The organism is Gilliamella sp. B14384G12, assembly GCF_016101825.1.
In the GTDB taxonomy this organism is placed as follows: domain Bacteria; phylum Pseudomonadota; class Gammaproteobacteria; order Enterobacterales; family Orbaceae; genus Gilliamella; species Gilliamella apicola_N.
Map to the genome: position 1 here is coordinate 537144 of NZ_JACFPU010000001.1, position 20132 is coordinate 557275.

The 20132-nt window shown below is 34.5% G+C and carries 13 protein-coding genes and 1 pseudogene; 4 read left to right on the plus strand and 10 right to left on the minus strand.

The genetic code is table 11. The features are described 5' to 3' along the window. Positions 1-5: 5 nt before the first annotated feature. Positions 6-242 (minus strand): YhdT family protein, encoded by a 237-nt coding sequence (locus H3S73_RS02385; RefSeq protein ID WP_086318565.1) that lies wholly within the window; start codon positions 240-242, stop codon positions 6-8. Positions 243-416: 174 nt separating this feature from the next. Between H3S73_RS02385 and ilvC the strand changes: the two genes are divergently transcribed. Next, entirely contained in the window at positions 417-1895 is a 1479-nt protein-coding gene (gene ilvC, locus H3S73_RS02390) for a ketol-acid reductoisomerase (RefSeq protein ID WP_065738831.1), read from the plus strand. 780 nt (positions 1896-2675) lie between these two features. Then, complete coding sequence (locus H3S73_RS02395) at positions 2676-3257, plus strand: cell division protein ZapC domain-containing protein (protein WP_086318763.1); 582 nt, start codon at positions 2676-2678, stop codon at positions 3255-3257. Positions 3258-3701: 444 nt separating this feature from the next. Here the strand turns inward: H3S73_RS02395 and H3S73_RS02400 are convergent, their stop codons facing one another. Next, the gene (locus H3S73_RS02400; RefSeq protein WP_198235802.1) at positions 3702-4802 is read right to left on the minus strand and encodes a YcbX family protein; all 1101 of its coding nucleotides are present in this window, start codon (positions 4800-4802) and stop codon (positions 3702-3704) included. Between the two features lie 259 nt (positions 4803-5061). After that, positions 5062-5544: a transcription elongation factor GreB gene (gene greB, locus H3S73_RS02405; protein WP_065602028.1), complete on the minus strand. Its 483-nt coding sequence runs from the start codon at positions 5542-5544 to the stop codon at positions 5062-5064. Positions 5545-5590: 46 nt separating this feature from the next. Here greB and H3S73_RS02410 point away from each other — a divergent pair. After that, a pseudogene (locus H3S73_RS02410) lies at positions 5591-7762 on the plus strand (Tex family protein); the annotation flags it as partial. A gap of 789 nt (positions 7763-8551) precedes the next feature. Continuing rightward, entirely contained in the window at positions 8552-10021 is a 1470-nt protein-coding gene (locus tag H3S73_RS02415) for a hypothetical protein (RefSeq protein WP_198235804.1), read from the plus strand. Between the two features lie 600 nt (positions 10022-10621). Here H3S73_RS02415 and H3S73_RS02420 read toward each other — a convergent pair. The 7 genes from H3S73_RS02420 to add all read right to left on the minus strand — a co-directional run bounded on the left by H3S73_RS02420 (position 10622) and on the right by add (position 19929). Then, complete coding sequence (locus tag H3S73_RS02420) at positions 10622-11488, minus strand: YjjW family glycine radical enzyme activase (protein ID WP_198235805.1); 867 nt, start codon at positions 11486-11488, stop codon at positions 10622-10624. Next, positions 11463-13010, minus strand: a complete 1548-nt coding sequence (locus H3S73_RS02425) for a YjjI family glycine radical enzyme (protein WP_198235806.1) — start codon at positions 13008-13010, stop codon at positions 11463-11465. The genes H3S73_RS02420 and H3S73_RS02425 overlap by 26 nt, the downstream gene beginning before the upstream one ends. A 132-nt stretch (positions 13011-13142) precedes the next feature. Next, positions 13143-14828: a bifunctional UDP-sugar hydrolase/5'-nucleotidase UshA gene (ushA, locus tag H3S73_RS02430; protein ID WP_198235807.1), complete on the minus strand. Its 1686-nt coding sequence runs from the start codon at positions 14826-14828 to the stop codon at positions 13143-13145. 29 nt (positions 14829-14857) lie between these two features. Then, on the minus strand, positions 14858-16159 hold the full coding sequence (locus tag H3S73_RS02435; RefSeq protein WP_198235808.1) for a pyrimidine-nucleoside phosphorylase: 1302 nt from the start codon (positions 16157-16159) through the stop codon (positions 14858-14860). Between the two features lie 169 nt (positions 16160-16328). Further along, positions 16329-16724, minus strand: coding sequence for a cytidine deaminase (locus H3S73_RS02440; protein WP_025315980.1), 396 nt, complete (start codon positions 16722-16724; stop codon positions 16329-16331). Positions 16725-16752: 28 nt separating this feature from the next. Continuing rightward, a complete protein-coding gene (locus H3S73_RS02445; protein ID WP_198235809.1) occupies positions 16753-18732 on the minus strand; it encodes a bifunctional 2',3'-cyclic-nucleotide 2'-phosphodiesterase/3'-nucleotidase in 1980 nt (659 codons plus the stop codon). 33 nt (positions 18733-18765) lie between these two features. Beyond that, on the minus strand, positions 18766-19929 hold the full coding sequence (add, locus tag H3S73_RS02450; protein ID WP_198235810.1) for an adenosine deaminase: 1164 nt from the start codon (positions 19927-19929) through the stop codon (positions 18766-18768). Positions 19930-20132 lie beyond the last annotated feature (203 nt).

Consider the following 20132-nt stretch of genomic DNA (forward strand, 5'->3'; position numbering starts at 1 on the left):
TTTAATCACTTAGTTTGCTCTAATGAGATGTTTTTGAATTGAAATTTTACAATGATCCAACACAGTAAAATAAAACCTAATGGGACCATTATGCAAGATAGCTCAAACCACAAAGGAAACCCTAAAAAGCCAATGTTATCCCCGACAAAATAAGCACAAATAATCCACCCAATTAGGTAGATAATGGTCAACAACAGTGATAGTTTAGCTTCTTTATTTGCTTGCTGGTAACGTGGATCCATAATGATTCATAGATGAATTGAAAGTGGCTTAGAGTAAAAGAAAGTGTTTAACTTAGCAAGCATGTTGCAATTTATGCAATATAATATTGTAAATATATCAATTTTCGCAACAAAAAAACTACTATATCATGTTTCATGATTCGAAAATAAACAATTGAACTCATGGAGAGAATGATGTCAAATTATTTTAATACCTTAAATTTACGTGAAAAATTAGAACAATTAGGTCAATGCCGTTTTATGGCTCGTGATGAATTTGCTTCAGAAGCGAATTTTTTAAAAGGTAAAAAAATTGTGATTGTAGGTTGTGGTGCGCAAGGTCTTAATCAAGGTCTTAATATGCGTGATTCAGGATTGGATATCTCTTACGCACTCCGTAAAGAGGCTATTGCTGAAAAACGTGCATCATGGAAAAAAGCAACTGAAAATGGTTTTAAAGTTGGTACATATGAAGAGCTTATCCCTACTGCGGATCTTGTCATTAACTTAACCCCAGACAAACAACACTCAGCGGTTGTTAAAGCTGTACAACCACTAATGAAACAAGGTGCGGCATTGGGTTATTCTCATGGGTTTAACATTGTTGAAGTGGGCGAAAAGATCCGTTCTGATATTACTGTTGTGATGGTCGCACCAAAATGTCCGGGTACCGAAGTGCGTGAAGAATATAAACGTGGTTTTGGTGTTCCGACACTGATTGCTGTTCACCCAGAAAATGATCCAAAAGGTGAAGGTCTAGCAATTGCTAAAGCATGGGCAGCTGCAACGGGCGGACATCGTGCGGGTGTTTTACAATCATCATTTGTTGCCGAAGTTAAATCCGATCTAATGGGCGAACAAACTATTCTTTGCGGTATGTTACAAACAGGTTCACTACTTTGTTTTGATAAACTTGTTGCTGATGGTGTAGATCCTGCATATGCCTGTAAATTATTACAATTTGGTTGGGAAACTATCACCGAAGCATTAAAACAAGGTGGTATAACTTTAATGATGGATCGTTTATCAAACCCAGCTAAATTACGCGCTAATGCTTTAGCGAAAGAATTAAAAGTGATCATGACTGATCTTTATCGTAAACATATGGATGACATCATTTCAGGTGAATTTTCTTCAACGATGATGAAAGACTGGGCAAATGATGATGCTAACTTATTAAAATGGCGTAAAGAAACAGGTGAAACAGCATTTGAAAAAGCTGCAGAATATCAAGGCAAAATTGACGAACAAGCATACTTTGATCAAGGTGTGGTGATGGTAGCGATGGTTAAAGCGGGTGTTGAACTTGCCTTTGAAACCATGCTTGAATCAGGAATCTTACCTGAATCAGCTTACTATGAATCATTACACGAATTACCACTTATTGCTAACACTATTGCTCGTAAACGTTTATATGAAATGAATGTGGTGATTTCTGACACGGCTGAATATGGTAATTATCTATTTGCTAATGCAGCTGTACCACTATTAAGAGAAAAATTTATGCCAATGTTACAAGCAGGTGATCTTGGCAAAGCAATTCCTGAAGGTAGTGTTGATAATGCGCAATTACGTGATGTAAATGAAGAAATCCGTAATCATCCAATTGAAAAAATAGGTCGCAAATTACGTAGCTATATGACAGATATGAAACGTATTAATGTAGCCAGTTAAGTACTGATACAGTTTAATTCTGATTAAAACACAAGGTGCCAAATGGCACCTTTTTATATTTTAATTTTGTAAAAAAGTTTCAGGTCATGCCTACGTTTCAGTAAAAAAATCAGATTGAAACAATCGATATTTCGCTTTCATAGAATTGTAATAAACGATCTAGGATTAACTGATCGAAAAAGTAGGTCGCAAATTACGTAGTTACATGACCGATATGAAACGTATTAATGTAGCCAGTTAAGTACTGATACAGTTTAATTCTGATTAAAACACAAGGTGCCAAATGGCACCTTTTTATATTTTAATTTTGTAAAAAAGTTTCAGGTCATGACTATGTTTCAGTAAAAAAATCAAGTTGAAAAAATCGATATTTTATCTTTATAGAATTGTAAGAAACGATCTAGGATTAACTGATCGAAAAATTATATCGCAAATTATGTAGCTACATGACAGATATGAAACGTATTAATGTAGCCAGTTAAGTACTGATACAGTTTAATTCTGATTAAAACACAAGGTGCCAAATGGCACCTTTTTTATATTTTAATTTTGTAAAAAAGTTTCAGGTCATGCCTACGTGTAAGTAAAAAAAAGCATTGAATTCAATAAGATCTAAAAATAGTGACAAGATCATATTTAGATCATTTTAATTGATCAAATATGATCATAAAGTTTTTAAAAATTAGGTAATTAAAATTTTTTTATTTTAATTTCTTATTTATTTCTTATTTAAATTATGTTATCTTTCAGCATTTGCTTATATTGAGGGGTAATATATCAATGAAGATGGCTTTTCGACCAACTGATGGTTGGCGTTGGTATTTTGATCGTGAATACGATAGTTTAATGCTGGAAGTTTCATCTGATATGTTGTTCCGATCTTGTTATCCAAGTAAAATGCTAATTCCTGATGTTTTTAGTGAATTTGCTTTTTCTGTTAGTGATGCTGCATCTTATTATCAGTTTCACAATAGTTGTCATTCATTAAATTTGACAGAATCACAAAAGATTCAATTATCAATTAACGCCATTGTTGCCGCTAATTTTTTAAAGCCGCAAATGCCAAAAAGTTGGTATTTTTCTCAACAACCCATTGAATATATACCAAAAGTGGCTGATATCGTTAAAGTTCATATGCAAGAAGATGGATTTGAAGTTTGTATGATGGTTGTTGAAGTTGGTGTACATGCATCATTGTGTATTATTGCTCAACCAACTTTTTTCTCTATGAATAAAACTTTCTATTTTTCAGAGGCGATTAAGGTAATGAATGATAGACTGGCTTTAGCGCAACAATTTACCCAACCAGATAATTCAATGGTTTTAGATGATAAAGAATTAGAATTAAAGGCAATTTCCTAATTTTCAAACTTAATTCAAAGTGAGTAGTTATTCTCTACTCATTCCTATTTAATCCATTCTTCTTTTGATTAACAGTTGTAATTCAGATTTTAATTAATATTGAATATTATATCCTATACTTTTTAATCGTAATTTGATTAATGATTAGCGTTGCCCTAAAAAGGTAGTTTTTGCAGTGATGATTCACTTGTTGCTTTGCCGTTTCTCTGTTAGCCAATATATTTTATTATTCATATGAAAGTAATATAAATCCATTAAAGATGAGCTGAACCCTGATTTTCTGACTTCTTTTAGCTGCTAGTCCTATGCATCAATAGTAAAAGGTTTACGATAAATAAAAAACTTTTTAAACATTCAGTGTCACCTTATCTTTATAGGATGATTTTAATACTTACATTCATTAATTTTTTGAATTTATTATTTAAACATTTGATTTTTGGATAATTATTTTAATAGTTTAATGATGATATCACTCATAGGAATACAACTACACGCTAAAATAGTGTTATTGCGCTTAATTCCAGATTGCGTTAATGGTTTTACTTGCCCTTTCTTTAATAACACAGAGCAACGACCGCATACACCGGCTCGACAAGAATAGGGAAGTGAAATATGATGCTGTTCAAGTTGTTCTAACAGTGTTTGTTGATTATTACCTTCAAATTTTGTATTTTCAAAAGAGATACTGCAAGATTGATAGTTGTTTGTTTCTACTTTAGGAAAGTTTTTAACATAACTATTGGCAGGTTGTCGTTCAAGTATCTCAATTTTATCTCCAACCGATACGGTTCCATGATTTCGAGCAATCATATTCATGCCAAAATTGATATTTCCCTCCAAATCAGATCTAAAATAACCCAATGTTTTTAAAGGTTCATTATTAGGTAATGGTTCGGTTGTGTTGACATTGAACGTTGTTAATACACAACGAGTACAAGGTTTTACGATATCAAAGATGACTTCACCAATTTTAATTGTTTTCCAACCATCTTCGGCAAAAGGTAATGCACCATCAACAATAATGTTACCTCGGAATTGTTGAATATCGAGCTTAGCAGGGCACTGTTGCTGCAAATAAGTAAATGAAGACTTATTTAATAACAAATAGGGGTAACCGTCAGCAAAACTCACGGGTATTTGTGGATAGCGTTTGGTTCGTCTTGTTAGATTATGACCAACCCAGCGTAACTGCACATCCTTTTGAATAAAGTGACTAAAAAATTGATTAACTCTAATTGGTGCAATTTGCGAAGTGAAATGATTACCCCAAACTTCAGTTGGTTCATTATTTTCTGAAAATTCATCCAAATTAAAACAAATTATTTCTGACGAAGGTAATGAAACAGAAACATCATTACCCATTATAGATGCCTGAAGCTTTAACAATTGCGGAAATTGTCTGGCGGTTATGAATGTACCATCAGGTTCACTAATCATCATGATTCGATCGTGCTCAAAACCACCATCGACGGTATTGGCTGTTTGGAGTGATATACCTGAAAGCGATTTAATTGGATATATATATAACTGATTGACAGAAATCATAATTTTAATATTACATAATAAAAATTATTTTAATTGTAACCTTTATAAGCCATAATTTATAGCTAACAATATCTTATAGTATATATTTTATTGATTATTGGATTAGGATCATTTAATTATTTCTGTAAAAAATTATCTTTACATTAGTCATTATTTCCTAGAGTTTTTAACCTTAAATCGATATTACTTAAAGGTGTTACTTTTTAAAAATAAATGATTTTTTAGTTTCTTCCTTTTTTATAATCCTATTTATTTAATATTAAGTTAATTCAGAATAACTGATCTCTAAAATATAAAAAAAGGTTTTGCCGTTTGGTGTAACGACCGATATTTCATCATCAATTTTATGGCCAATTAATGCTCGGGCAACAGGGCTATTGATTGAGATCCAATTCTTTTTAGGATCAAATTCATCAGCACCGACGATACGGTAAATATGTGATTCGCCCGTTTCATCTTCTAATTTGACCCAAGCGCCAAAAAACACTTTGCCTTCCTGTCTTGGGTCAGGATCAACAATGGTTAATATCTCTAACCTTTTTGTTAAAAAACGAACACGCCTATCGATTTCTCGCAATCGGCGTTTACCATAAATGTATTCTGCATTTTCACTGCGATCACCTAGAGCTGCGGCATCTGATACTGCTTGAGTAACACGAGGTCTTTCTTCCCTCCATAAATATTTCAGTTCACGATCAAGTGCCAAATAGCCTTCTCTTGTTATATAATTAGCTTTTTGCATGATTAAATTAAATTCCGTTAATCGATATAAGATATACTGAGATACCATGATAAATAATCAAATTAGCCATATTATAGCTGGTGAACTTACTGTAAAACCAGAACAAGTTTTAGCTGCCATACAGTTATTGGATGAGGGCAGTACCGTTCCTTTCATTGCCCGTTATCGTAAAGAGGTAACAGGTGGGCTTGATGATACCCAGTTACGTACATTAGACAATCGTTTGAGTTATTTACGCGAGCTTGAAGATCGCAAACAGACCATTTTAAAGTCAATTGAAGAACAAGGAAAATTGACGCCAGAACTTAGCCAAAGTATTAAGCAAACCTTAAGCAAAACTGAACTTGAAGATCTCTATTTGCCTTATAAACCAAAACGACGCACTCGTGGTCAAATTGCGATCGAAGCTGGATTAGAACCATTAGCTGATAATTTATGGCAAAATCCAATGCTAAACCCTGAGAATGAAGCTGAACAATATCTTAATGTAGATAAAGGTATTGCTGATACTAAATCCGCATTAGATGGTGCTCGATATATTTTAATGGAACGATTTGCAGAAGATGCGACTTTATTGGCTAAAGTGCGTCATTATCTTTGGAATAATGCGCACTTGGTTTCGCAAGTTGTTACTGGTAAAGAAGAAGAGGGGGCAAAATTTCGTGATTATTTTGCACAAAGTGAACTTATTTCCAAAGTACCCTCTCACCGTGCATTAGCGATGTTTCGAGGACGCAATGAAGGTTTTTTACAACTATCTTTAAATGCTGATCCTCAATTTGAAGAAACACCAAAAGAGAGTTATTGCGAGCAGATCATTACTGAACATCTTGGGGTTCGATTTAATGATCAGCCAGCTGATAAATGGCGTAAAGCCGTGATCAATTGGACATGGCGTATTAAAATTTTAATGCACATGGAAACCGAACTTATGACTACTTTGCGCGAACGCGCAGAAGAAGAAGCAATTAATGTATTTGCGGCAAATTTGCACGATATGTTAATGGCTGCACCTGCGGGTATGAAAGTCACTATGGGGATGGATCCCGGTTTGCGAACAGGTGTAAAAATTGCCGTTGTGGATGCGACCGGTAAACTTGTTGCAACTGAAACGATTTACCCGCATACAGGACAAGCTGATAAAGCAGCAATGGTGGTGGCTGCACTTTGCATCAAATATCAAGTGGAATTAGTTGCCATTGGTAATGGTACGGCATCTCGTGAAACTGAACGTTTTTATCTTGATGTTCAGAAAAAGTATCCAGAAGTAAAAGGGCAAAAAGTCATTGTCAGCGAAGCCGGTGCATCGGTTTATTCCGCATCAGAACTTGCTGCCCAAGAGTTTCCTGATCTAGATGTCTCAATTCGTGGTGCGGTATCCATTGCTCGTCGTTTACAAGATCCATTAGCTGAACTGGTAAAAATCGATCCAAAATCAATAGGTGTGGGACAATATCAACACGATGTGAGTCAAACTCAATTAGCTAAAAAGCTTGATGCTGTTGTCGAGGATGGTGTAAATGCCGTTGGCGTTAATTTGAATACTGCATCAATGATGTTACTTGCGCGCATTGCTGGACTGAATAAAGTGATCGCCCAAAATATTGTTGATTGGCGTAATGAGAACGGTCAATTTATCGATCGCAAACAGTTATTAAAAGTTAGCCGTTTAGGTCCTAAAGCGTTCGAACAATGTGCTGGTTTTTTACGTATTATGGATGGTAAAAATCCACTTGACGCCTCAGCGGTTCACCCTGAAGCCTATCCAGTAGTTGAGCGAATTTTGGATAAAAATCACAAAACATTAAAAGAGATTTTAGGTGATTCAAGCTATTTGAAATCACTTAAAGCTATCGATTATATCGATGATCACTTTGGTGTTCCAACCGTGACAGACATTATCAAAGAATTGGATAAACCGGGTCGAGATCCAAGACCTGAATTTAAAACGGCGCAATTTGCTGATAATATCGAAACGATGGTAGATTTGAAAATCGGCATGATTATGGAAGGTGCAGTTACCAATGTAACTAACTTTGGCGCTTTTGTCGATATTGGAGTACACCAAGATGGGTTAGTCCATATATCAGCATTGTCGGATAAATTTGTTGAAGATCCAAGAACGGTTGTAAAAGCCGGCGATATTGTCAAAGTTAAAGTCGTCGAAGTTGATATTGCGCGTAAACGTATTGCTTTATCAATGCGACTTGATGATCCTGCTACACCAAAACAGGAAGGACATAAATCAATTAATAGTAAACCTGCTAACCATTCTAAAAATAATAATAGATCGACATTAAACAATAGCGCAATGGGTAACGCTTTCGCCGCGGCCTTTAAAAAAGGGAAATAATTAGCAATTTCCCAGCATTAATATCATATATTTATGATGGGAAATTTATTGATATCGGCCTGTCTTGTTCAAAATAAGAGCTTAAAATTAGATTAGAATGATTCTTTTAAAATGACGTAAAATCAGTTATTGATTATTAATGTAATTTTTTATTGAATGAATCTATTGCTGAAATATTTGCTTTTATAAAATTAAATGATTAAAATTAACTCTAACAATTTTAGTTTTATTTTTTCTTATTTTCTCTTCTTAGTATTTTTTTGGTTCTAATATTTTTTTATTAATTGTTTTAATAAACATTTAGTGATGAACTTTGTTAGAAACTAAAGTAAAAAGATATTTAATTCCAAAAATTTCATAACGTATTTTTTTAAAGTTTTATTTAGTTTTATTCAGTAGGATTCTCTTGTAATGGAAATCTTAGGATAAAAAATTAAATTTAAATAAATAGTCAAAAATTACAATTAGTTAAAGTAATCAGTTCTATATAATAAATTTTTATATTTTGTCACATTCTCGATTTTAAAATATTAGGTATCAATGATACATATAAAGGAGCATGTTCTCCTTTTTGTCATATACCTTTTGTAAGCATGTTTGTTCGCTAACTTGATTCTATTGACGATAATCTAATTCGGATAGGTGGAGTAGTTTATGAAAAGCGGAGTAGCAATGAATAAAAATCTTGGTTTTTATAAAAAAGTTAGTTTAGCTCACTTAATGCTAAATATTTTAATGTTTGCTGTCTTACTCAGTTATGGGCATGCCTGTTTTGCCTATTTGACAGTTACTACTGTCAATTACATACAGGGTACTCCACCATCAATACTTGATACAGCGGATACTAAAATTTTAAATGGTATTCAAGTGAAGTTAAATTTGAAAAATATTGACCCCATAGTTATAGCCCCCGATTCGAATAAAAAACTTTCGCTTGCTTTTAATACCTCACCAAGTAATTATTCATTTGATGTTGATCTATCGCAATTAACCAATGCAGATATTAGTGATCCTGATGGAGATTATTTAGAATCATCAAATAGTTTCATTATTCAAAGTATCACTTCTGAGTGGAAAGATCAGAATAATAATGTTATCTCTTCGAATTCAACCAACCCATTAGGGGATAATTTATGTACAGGTAGTTCTTATAAAGGTGATTCGTCGGTTACTGTAACTGTTCAATTTTATGCTAGAACTCAATACGGAATACCAACCGATTCCGAATCAAGACAAGTGTCTAAAACATTTCCAGTTACTACCAACGATGGTGTATGTTACATCCAGCCTGGTGTATTAGGACTTATTATGACAAATGGTTGGCCAGAAGGCGGTCAAAATGCTTCTTGGGGAGCTGACTGGATAAATCGACCTGATCCATATGATACAAATCAATTTGTTCCCCATAAAGGATTTAACGCGACTGCAACTGATAGCAACGGAAAATACTTTCCTACAACGGCATTTCCATCAGCTCGATTTAGAGTTGTACCTTTAAAATCGATATCACAATATAATTATAAACTTTTGAAAAATCCAAATTCATCACTAAAAAATGTACCACGCAGTTCGGTTCCAGACTCAAAAAGTGAATTTATTTTTACTAATAACGCTCCTAATAGTGGTGATGATTTTGTGATTCAAGTCACCAACACTCAAACAAATGCAACATTCTTCTATCAATTCTCGATCCTTCATTGGTTTTATGTGCATACTGGTAATCTTAGTTTCGTCTCTCTCTCTGGTGCGCAAAGTTTATGCCAAAACAGTGGTGACCGCTTACCAACCCGAGCCGAACTGAGCAATTCTCCGCTTTCTTATGATAATAATGTTAATGAAAATTGGTATTTAGCAGGAAATGGTTTTAAGCGAATTATTGGCAATAGCTTAATGGGAGAATGGGGTAAAATCTTCTATTATGCACCGATAAATGGTGACTTGCGCGATATGATGGCTGGCCTCACCGATTACCAAAAATTATTTAATTATGATTTTTATTTCACCAAAGAGATGTCCCCTAAGGTTGATCCTAATGGATTTGTCCATGCTTACAGTGTCGGAGTGGCTGAGGGTAATGTCATTGTAGAACCAGACAGTGCCTATACTATGTGTATTAAATATTAGGTATTAATTAAAATGATGACTTGCCTGAAGGAGCAATAAATATTGCAATCTTTCGGTAAGTTTATCTTGTCAATGCCAAAAAAACTGCGAGCATTCTGTATTGAGATATTAATAAGTTTAACCTTTTGTTGGTAAAATATGATTAAAGTGACGATTACTAATAAGCCAATTATCATAAAAACAAACGCGTATTTAAATACAGTTTCATTGGTTTGATAGGTAGGTGCGAAAATGACTTAATTGATCATTGAACTACATGTTTTTTTACCCCAACCAAAACGTTGTTTTGTGTTGCCAACATGCAGGGCATAACAACAATACCTTGTAGACAATCTGTTTTATTTTTTACTTTAGCATCAACCTAGATAACATCATAAAAACGGGTAGCATTATCTTCATCATCATCTGAAATGAAAAAGACAACTAACATAAATACTGAAATTTTAGTAAAAGTAAATCATATGAATATATTGGAAAGAAAACAATAATATTAAAAGTAGGTTAATTTCATGAAAAATGATAATAATCATCAATTAATTAAGCAATGTTCATAAAAAATATAAAATTTAGTCATGCTTAAATTATAGTAAGATTCAAACGTCATAAATAAACACTTGGTAACATAATATCTTTCAGACCATAGTGTTTTAATTGATCTGCAAAAGTTTCCACTTGCTGTTTAGTGGCAGATTTCCAAGTTTTGGCAATACCATGAACACCATGATTATGAAAAGCATTAATTCTAACTTTGATATTGGGACTGATTTCTGTTAAAAATTGCGCAAGATGCTTGGCATTATCTTGAAGATCGGTATGCTCTGGTATAACTAAGAATCGAACTTCATATAATTTTTTAATTTTCGCAAGGTAGGTTATCGTGTTTTTTACACGCAGATTATCTCGACCTGTTAATTTTTTATGTACTTGATTATTCCAAGCTTTAAGGTCAATCATTGCCCCGTCCATCGTATCGGCTACTTTTTGCCAGCCTGTTTGTGCTAAATACCCATTACTATCGATAAAACAAGTTAGATGTTTTAGATCATTCGTTTGTTTTATGGTTTTAAATAATTCTTCGATAAATGGTAACTGCATGGTTGCTTCGCCACCACTGACCGTTATCCCATTTAAAAAGGGGAGATATTTACGTATCATATTTAAAATATCTTCAAGGCTATATTTATAGGTCATAGGGGTAGAATGATAACCACAAGTATTAATACAAGTATCACATTGCTGGCAAGCCGAAGTTTGCCAGATGACCTTATAATTAATAAAAGATAATGCTTGATGTGGGCAGGTGGTTACACAGTCACCACACTCCTTACATAATGATATGGTATAAGGATTGTGGCAATTTAAGCATTTAAAATTACAACCTTGTAAAAATATGACTAATCGGTTACCCGGTCCGTCAACACAAGAAAATGGTAATAGTTTATTAACGATTGCCCATGACTTGTTCATGACTGATGACTCGCGGAGTACGGCATAGATAGCTATTATTTACGGTATCTTCGGCTGCTTCACTACCTAAGAATGTCGTGTTAATACGAGAGCCTTCTTGTTTATATTTGGCAATATCTGAAAGTCTAACCATATAACCTGTTACACGCACCAAATCATTACCACTGATGTTGGCGGTAAATTCTCTGAAACCAAATTGAAACGCAGCTTTACATATTTGCAGTAGGGCTGATGGATTACTTTTAATGGTCTCATCAATCGTTAAAATATCGCTGATACCCGATGTATAGTAATGATGATGTTTAAACAGTGCCATAATATGCGTAACGGGATCAGGTTCATGGCCATACGGAATGCGTAATCCTGGTGTTGCTCCTCTATCAGTGCTAATACCTGATTGAGCATGTAACATAGCTTTGCCTCGCCATGCGTATTTGATTTCATGGCTATCGACAAACGCCGCAAGTTGTTGTGAAATCGTTGAGGCAAGGTCGTTGGCATCTTCATCCTTACCATAACGTCCAGCAAGGTTTGATTTTTCTTGCAAAATATTGACCGCTTCAGCCATTGCATAGATACCAAACATTGGAGCGAATCGATCAGCGTCTATAATGCCTTCTTTCACTAAAAAACTATGAGTGAAAAAGTTAGATTTTTCGAAAAGAAATGCAGATCTAGCTTTAATCAAATTGAGTTGTAGCTGACAATAGTGAGGTAGAGTATTTTGTAGAAAATCGTCAATATTTTTACTGCGTAATGCAACCTCTTTTAAATTAATTCGAGATAAAGTACTGCCACCACCTGCAACTGGTAATGAGTTGTAGCAACTAACCACACCATAACCTTTATCATCAAAATCTTTTTTGATCATCTCATTATTAGCGATGTGTGGCTTAGCTGTTTCACAGATATTTTCTATTGCAACCGATAGCAATGATTCTGGAGTAATTTTCTCATCATAGATAAACGTTAAGTTAGGGGCGACCTGTTTAAGTTCTCTGTCGACGCGTAAAATAATACGGCAGATAACATTGTCAGTCGGACCAATATTCGCATGCATAAACGCATCAGGTAAATTGCGATCGAGTATTATCCAGAAATGTCTTAAACGTTGATAAAGATCTTCTTCACTAAGATTACCAACATAAGGCAATAAGATTTGATCTAGACAGCCTAAATAAACAGGCATACTTGTTACCGATGGAACATGGTGATAAGCAATAGTAAGCATGTTTAATGCATCATCAAATGTTTTTGCTGGTTCAAGTTCTAAATACTCAGATCCCTGTTTAAGAAATTTTGCATAATCAGGTAATACATAACGAGGTTTGTAAGGTGCATGACCTTCGTACATGTCACAAATCACACGCTCATCTAAAGCTTGCTTAGTATCACTATCCAAATCAACATAAGGTAAATTATTTTCTGCTGCTAAGGCGAGTAAATTAGATTTTTGTTTTGGTGACAAATTAGGATCGGTCACAATTTTATAACAGTTTTGTTGAAATTCGGTCATGTTCATAAATACCTCTATATTACCTATATGCTGAGAGCAAAAATTAAATCTTTATGACTAATTACTTAGTTATAAGCACTGAAAATCAATATCATCAGTGCTGTTTATTTCCTAAAAATCGGGTATAAAACCGTAAAATTATTTTTCTAAAATAAAATTCGACGGTTCAAAATCTGTCGCCTTGATTGGTGAATGCGCTTCAAAATACTGTTTTACTGCATCGGCATCTCGATAACCCGTATCAACATAAGTTGGTAAAGTATTGGTAATTGGGTAGCCATCACCGCCCGCAGCTAAAAAGTCAAGGGTCGTAATGCGATAAGATTTTTGCAAATCAATGGGTTCATTCTTAATTTTAACGTCACTAATCGTATCGCCAGTTCTCGTTAACGTGATATTTTTTAAATGAGTATAACCGCCTGAACCCTGTTTTTTACTTAATGCAACTTTAAGATATTCCATTAACTCACGGCCGGTTAAATCAAAATAGACTACAGTATTACCAAAAGGCTCAACTTTTAAAATATCGCGATAAGTGATATGACCATCAATAAGTGAATCACGAATCATACCACCAGCCATAATACCAATATCAGCATTCGTTTTTTCAATGAACGCACTGAGTAGTAGCTGTCCCATATTACTTTGTTGATATCTCACTACGCTACGATCACCTTCTAAACGGCCAATTAATTCACCCGTTTTAGCGAGTAATTGCTGTTTACCTTGCTCCTGATAAGGTCTTAAGGTTTCTAACAAATTTTGGTGTGGTTGTATCTCTTTCGTATAATATTCAAGACGCTTAGTGCCATTACCATTATCCACTTCTTTTTTCAGATTGATTGGAATTAATTGATAATTTTGTAGCGTAATTTTGCCATTTAAAAAGACAAAATCGGCACGACCAACGTATTTACCCCATTCATGGGCTTGAACAATCCAAGTGCCATTTTGTTGATCTGGCGCACAAGGTGTACCTGGTACATATTCGGTAATACGTTTGTTTGGGCTAGCCATACAAACTGGGTTTTGTGAGTGTCCTCCCACAATCATATCTAATTCACCGTTTGGCAACCCTCGAGCTAATTCAACATCGCCAGGTGCCATTGAACCGTGCTCACCATTTTCATAATGTCCCATATGAGTAACAGCAATGATCATGTCAGGGTGTTCGGTTTTTTTGATTTGAGTAATGATTTTTTGTGCTTCAGGTAAGGTCTTACGAAATTCAATACCGTCGGTATTTTTAGGTGAAGCCAAAAAGATCGTATCATCAGTAGTCAATCCAAATACCGCTACTTTGATACCATTTAAGTTAAACATTTTATAAGCATCAAAAACCCGATTATCACTGTTTTTGAAGTAAGTATTCGCCGATAAAAATGGGAACTTAGCCCATTTTTGTTGTTCACGAATGATCCTTAGCGGATGGTCAAATTCATGATTGCCCACCGCCATAGCATCGTAACCCACTTCGTTCATACCAATAAAATCGGGTTTTGCTTGCAGTACATCAGATTCAGGGACACCAGTATTTATATCACCACCCGATAATAACAATAATTTACCGCCTTTTGCGATAACTTCTTTACGGATCTCATCAACAACCGTCTTTTGGGCTGCAAGTCCATATTCACCGATATCATTTTGCCAAAAACGACCATGGTGATCGTTGGTATGTAAAATTGTAAATCGGTAAGATTTATCTTTTTGCCAAGTTGGATCGGTTGATTGTTTCTTGGTTACATCAGCTAAAGCATTAACCGAAAATAACCCCAAAACGGCAATAAGCGTTAGTTTTTTAAATAATTGTGGATGATGCATGGTGCCTCCTAAATCCTTAGGTGTAATAGTTATTCCGTAATCACTTTATAAATTAATTGCGGTTCTATCGCATTATCACTAATGGTAATGTTGTCGTAGAGTTTTTGTTTAATCGCATCAATTTTATCAGTATTAGCATGAATAGTTAGTAATGCTTCACCTTCGGCAACTTTATCACCTACTTTTTTGTGTAACATAATTCCAACAGATGGATCGATAACATCTTCTTTGGTTGCACGACCTGCGCCAAGTTGCATTGCTGCAATACCAATTTGGTCAGCAATAATTCTTGAAACATAACCTGATTTAAGTGCTGGTAAGGCAATTTGGTAAGGTGCGCTTGCTAATTTTTCTGGATTATCAACGACCGAACTATCTCCACCTTGAGCTTCAATTAATGTTTTGAATTTTTCAATAGCTTTGCCATTTTTGATGACTTCTTGTAGTTTTTCACGAGCTTCATCTAGTGTTTTGGCTTTATTGGCTAATACCACCATTTGACTGCCAAGTGTTAACACTAATTCAGTTAAGTCAGCCGGACCATGACCTTTTAAAGTGTCAATGGCTTCTTTAACTTCAAGGGCATTACCAATTGCAAAACCAAGTGGTTGTGACATGTCTGAAATAATCGCCATGGTTCTACGACCAATTTGATTACCAATATTCACCATTTCATGAGCTAATTTTTCTGAATCAGCCATGTTTTTCATTAAGGCGCCGTCTCCAGTTTTAACGTCTAAGACAATCGCATCTGCACCTGCAGCTAATTTTTTACTCATAATTGAGCTTGCAATCAAAGGGATAGAATTAACGGTAGCCGTTACATCTCGTAGTGAATACAATTTTTTATCGGCTGGTGTTAAGTTGCCTGATTGTCCAATTACCGCAACGCCTTTTTCATTTACCTGATTAATAAAGTCTTGCTTGCCTAATTCAATTTTAAATCCAGGGATCGATTCGAATTTGTCATTTGTGCCACCAGTATGGCCAAGACCACGTCCAGACATTTTTGCAACAGGAACATCTAATGCGGCAACTAATGGTGCAAGTACTAAAGTTGTTGTATCACCTACGCCACCGGTTGAATGTTTATCAACTTTAATGCCATTGATTGAGGATAGATCAACTGTATCACCTGAATACATCATAGCACTGGTTAAATCTGCACACTCTTTTGATGTCATACCTTGATAGTAAATCGCCATTAATAACGCACTCACTTGATAATCAGGAATGGTGCCATTGGTGTAGTTAGTAATAAAAAATTGAATTTCTTCTGTGGTTAATGCATTACCATCACGTTTTTTTTCAATAATATCTACAAATCTCATTATATCTCTCACTTAAAACAATTAATCAAATTGGTATATCTATTTGATTATATAAAATTCACATAAACGTCTGTACCGATTATGTTTGAAAATATAGTCAAAAATTTTTAACTACAGTAATGTGCTTTTTTTATCTATTTTTATCCATTTTACTTGCAATTGATTTTAACTAATCAAGATCACTCGGCGAAAAAGACCAAGGTAATAATTCACCTACGGTTGTTTCTTGGATTTTCCCTTGAAGATTGGTTAAAATTACGGGCATATCTTTAGCACAAAATTCGCTGATAACTTGCCTACAAGCACCACAAGGTGAAATAGGGCCATCGGTATCACCAATTACCACTAATTTCTTAAACTTGCGTTTGCCTTCTGACACTGCCTTAAAAATGGCTGTGCGTTCAGCGCAGTTGGCTAATCCGTAAGAAGCATTTTCGACATTACAGCCTAAAATTGCTTCATCGTCTTCAGTAATGAGCACGGCGCCAACTTGGAATTTAGAATAAGGCACATAGGCTCTTGAGCGAGCAGTTTTAGCAAGTTCGATTAACTTTTCAATTTTCATATCGATAATCCTTCAGGTCTTAATAGTACTATTTTTGATTTTTAGCTTTTGCGTTAACCGATGATTGTAAATCAAGTCGATAAACACCGAAGCCTAATTCATCTTTTTCAATAAAATTAATTGGATAAAGTGAATGTTTCTCTATATAAGCTTTTGCTTCATCCGTTGGTGAAGATTCAAAGCGAATATCCAGTTTTTTATCGCTAACAATTGGTGCAATTCGCCAATTATTATCTACCGTGACATTAACCATACCCGCTTTTTTTGTGGTATTGGTAATATAAGCAGACAAAATAACCCTTAAATCATCTGGTGAGTTGAATTTAACATTATTTTCACCTGTACCAGGGAATGTACCGGTGTAGGCACGATAATTATTGGTCGCAATTAAAAATACTTGATTAGGATCAATAGGCTGTTGTTGATAAGTTAGATTTTTTATTCTTTCCGATGTTGGATTGATTAACTTGCAGTTGCCATCATAACGTGGCGGTGCAGTGACATCAATTTGATAACTTACGCCATCAATAGTATCAAAATTATAAGTTCTAAACTTATCCCAATTAATTAGATATTGTGGTTGAGTCGAATTAACATCGATTTGATTATATATACCGGCTGCACATTCTAGCCATTGTTTAACATCTTTACCGGTAATTTTAACTGCACTTAAAATATTTGGATAAAGGTAGATATCGGCAGCATTTCTAAATGATAAGTCACCTTTTTTAACATCAACATATGCGCTTGGATCGTTCTTTCTTCCACCCACTTTAAATGGTGCAATCGCTGATAAAATTGGTAATCCATCCAAATCTGGATCGCCTTGAATAAACTGTTTTACATAGTCAATTTGTGCATCACTAATAATTTGTAGTGCGGATGTATCTTCAACGAGCGCTAGATAGCTGTTGATATCGCTAGAAACTTTACCAATCGGTTTACCTACAAATTCACGGGTACCTTGATGATCTTGCTTTAAAATTTCGACAATCTGTTGATCGGCTTGTACTAATGATTTTTTATTTTTTAAATCGTAAATAGGTCGAGCTTCTGATTTCCCTGATGTCACTTTCCAAGTAGAGTTATCACCCTCAAGTACTAAATCAACTACACCTAAGTGACTACCCCATTGACCAGGCATAACGGCAGGGACATGATTGATGTTACCTGTTTTGATATCGGTATTAGGTAAGGATTTATAATCATCACTCGGGAAAACGCCATGTGAATGACCAAACATAATGGCATTAATACCCTCAACTTGACTTAAATAGTAGACGGAATTTTCCGCTAACGCTTTATATGGTTCAGCAGATACTCCAGAGTGTGGAATAGCAATAATAACATTAGCACCTTGTTTTTTCATTTCAGGGACTAATTTTTTTGCAGTTTCAGTAATATCTTTTACTACTACTTTTCCATTTAGATTAAGCTTGTCCCATTGCATAATTTGTGGCGGCACAAATCCGATATAGCCAATTTTAATGATTTGTTGGTTACCATCTCTATCGACAACAGGGGTATCAATAATAATATATTGTTGAAAGTAGGGTTTGCCAGTTTTGGCATCATAAACGTTGGCATTCACATAAGGGAATTTAGCCCCTGAAAGACTCTTTTGTAAATAATCTAAACCAAAATTAAATTCGTGATTACCAATATTGCCAACAACATAATTAAGTGTGTTCATCGCTTTATAAACAGGATGAATATCACCATCTTTTAAACCTTTGTTCAAGGCATAATCAGCCATAGGGCTACCTTGAATCAAATCTCCATTGTCAACAAGTACGCTGTTTTTTACTTCGCTTCTTGTTTGATGAATTAGATTTGCCGTTTTGACTAATCCAAAAGTATCAACAGGCTGATCTTTGAAGTAATCAAAGTTCATCATGTTGCCATGTAAGTCAGTGGTTTCAATTATTCTTAAATCAACGGTTGCGGCTTGAAGGGAGCCAGAAATCAATAGGGTTAAAAGGGATAAAGTTAATTTGTTTTTTTTCATATAAATCTCCTATTTTTCTGACTTTGTTATCCACTAACTTGTTATTGGTAGTGACTTTTGGTATTTAATAAATCGTTCTATAATTGCAGGATGATATCTTGCATCATTGACTGCTTTTTGTAGTGTTTGTTTGTCATCTAAGGTAAACAATGACAAAACATAATTTGTTAATTGTTCTTTTACTGAATCTTCAACAAAGGCGGCATCAATACCACATAATGTAATATCCAATAATTCTAATCTTGAAAAACCAAAAATGGATGAGGCAAGGTGGTACTCTTTTTCAATATCTGTACCAAAAATTCCAGCATCATCGGTATTTAATGTGATGCGTACACCATAATCATAAAGCTGACGTACAGGGTGATTTCGAATATCCCCATGAAGTTCATTAACGAGTATCCGATTACTGGTCAATGCGATTTCTAAAGTAACTTTTTTATTAATCAACTCCTGAATTAGGTTATGATTCTCAATAGCACGGATACCATGACCAATTCTTTGTGCGCCGTGTTTAAGCGCTTGAATAATACTTTCAGCAGACTCAATTTCACCAGCATGATAGGATTTTTTTAGTTTAAGCTGAGTTGCTAACTCATGTGCATCTTTAAAATCATCAAAATGACCAAAACGTTCGTTTCCAGCAATATTAAATCCAGTGATAAATTGGTGAGGATTTTCTTTAATAAAACGTAATGTATCATAAACAATTTTAGCGCCTAGATGCCTAACACCGATTACATGATACCTTACCGTAATCTTATAATCTTTTTGTACAGCAATAATGGCGTTGTCCATTTGGTTAAGTGTTTGTTGGAATCTTTCTTTGTTCCAAGTAATTTCGCCATCAATTTCGGTAGTACAGATATGAAAAGGGGATAAGAAAAGCTCGCAATAGATTAATCCTTGCTTGGCGTTTCTAATGAGAAAATCGTAAGTAATTAGATAATAATCTTCGGGTGTTTTTACAAAATTGGAAACAGTGTCATAAGTTTGAATGAATTGAACAAAGTCAGTTTCATCATAGCAATAACGACCATTTTTATACTCGTTTGCATCGTATTGACCCGCTTTATAACATAATGATTCAGGGAAAACGATATTATTTTTATTGGCTAACTGTTGAGCCATAAAAGGCGTAATACTACCTTCAATATGCTCATGTAAAATGACTTTTGGTACGGTATGTGTATTCATTTAATATTTAATCTAGTTTATTTTGCCAATTGAGTACAAATAATAATGATATGAAAAACACTTATTGGAAAGCTTAGTATAGTAACCTTAGCTTTGCTCATCATAATCTTTGCTATTTTACCTTGAACAGACATCTTATTACCATACATTTTGTGTGACTTAATTAGTTTTTATGCAGTAATATGCAATCAAAGTTATTTTAA

Bases quoted from the DNA above. Each gene is read 5' to 3' on its own strand.
- H3S73_RS02425 (WP_198235806.1), bottom strand. From the start codon at position 13,010: ATGAACATGACCGAATTTCAACAAAACTGTTATAAAATTGTGACCGAT.
- H3S73_RS02445 (WP_198235809.1), bottom strand. From the start codon at position 18,732: ATGAAAAAAAACAAATTAACTTTATCCCTTTTAACCCTATTGATTTCT.
- add (WP_198235810.1), bottom strand. From the start codon at position 19,929: ATGAATACACATACCGTACCAAAAGTCATTTTACATGAGCATATTGAA.
- ilvC (WP_065738831.1), top strand. From the start codon at position 417: ATGTCAAATTATTTTAATACCTTAAATTTACGTGAAAAATTAGAACAA.
- H3S73_RS02435 (WP_198235808.1), bottom strand. From the start codon at position 16,159: ATGAGATTTGTAGATATTATTGAAAAAAAACGTGATGGTAATGCATTA.
- H3S73_RS02420 (WP_198235805.1), bottom strand. From the start codon at position 11,488: ATGAACAAGTCATGGGCAATCGTTAATAAACTATTACCATTTTCTTGT.
- greB (WP_065602028.1), bottom strand. From the start codon at position 5,544: ATGCAAAAAGCTAATTATATAACAAGAGAAGGCTATTTGGCACTTGAT.
- H3S73_RS02385 (WP_086318565.1), bottom strand. From the start codon at position 242: ATGGATCCACGTTACCAGCAAGCAAATAAAGAAGCTAAACTATCACTG.
- H3S73_RS02400 (WP_198235802.1), bottom strand. From the start codon at position 4,802: ATGATTTCTGTCAATCAGTTATATATATATCCAATTAAATCGCTTTCA.
- H3S73_RS02395 (WP_086318763.1), top strand. From the start codon at position 2,676: ATGAAGATGGCTTTTCGACCAACTGATGGTTGGCGTTGGTATTTTGAT.
- H3S73_RS02415 (WP_198235804.1), top strand. From the start codon at position 8,552: ATGAAAAGCGGAGTAGCAATGAATAAAAATCTTGGTTTTTATAAAAAA.
- ushA (WP_198235807.1), bottom strand. From the start codon at position 14,828: ATGCATCATCCACAATTATTTAAAAAACTAACGCTTATTGCCGTTTTG.
- H3S73_RS02440 (WP_025315980.1), bottom strand. From the start codon at position 16,724: ATGAAAATTGAAAAGTTAATCGAACTTGCTAAAACTGCTCGCTCAAGA.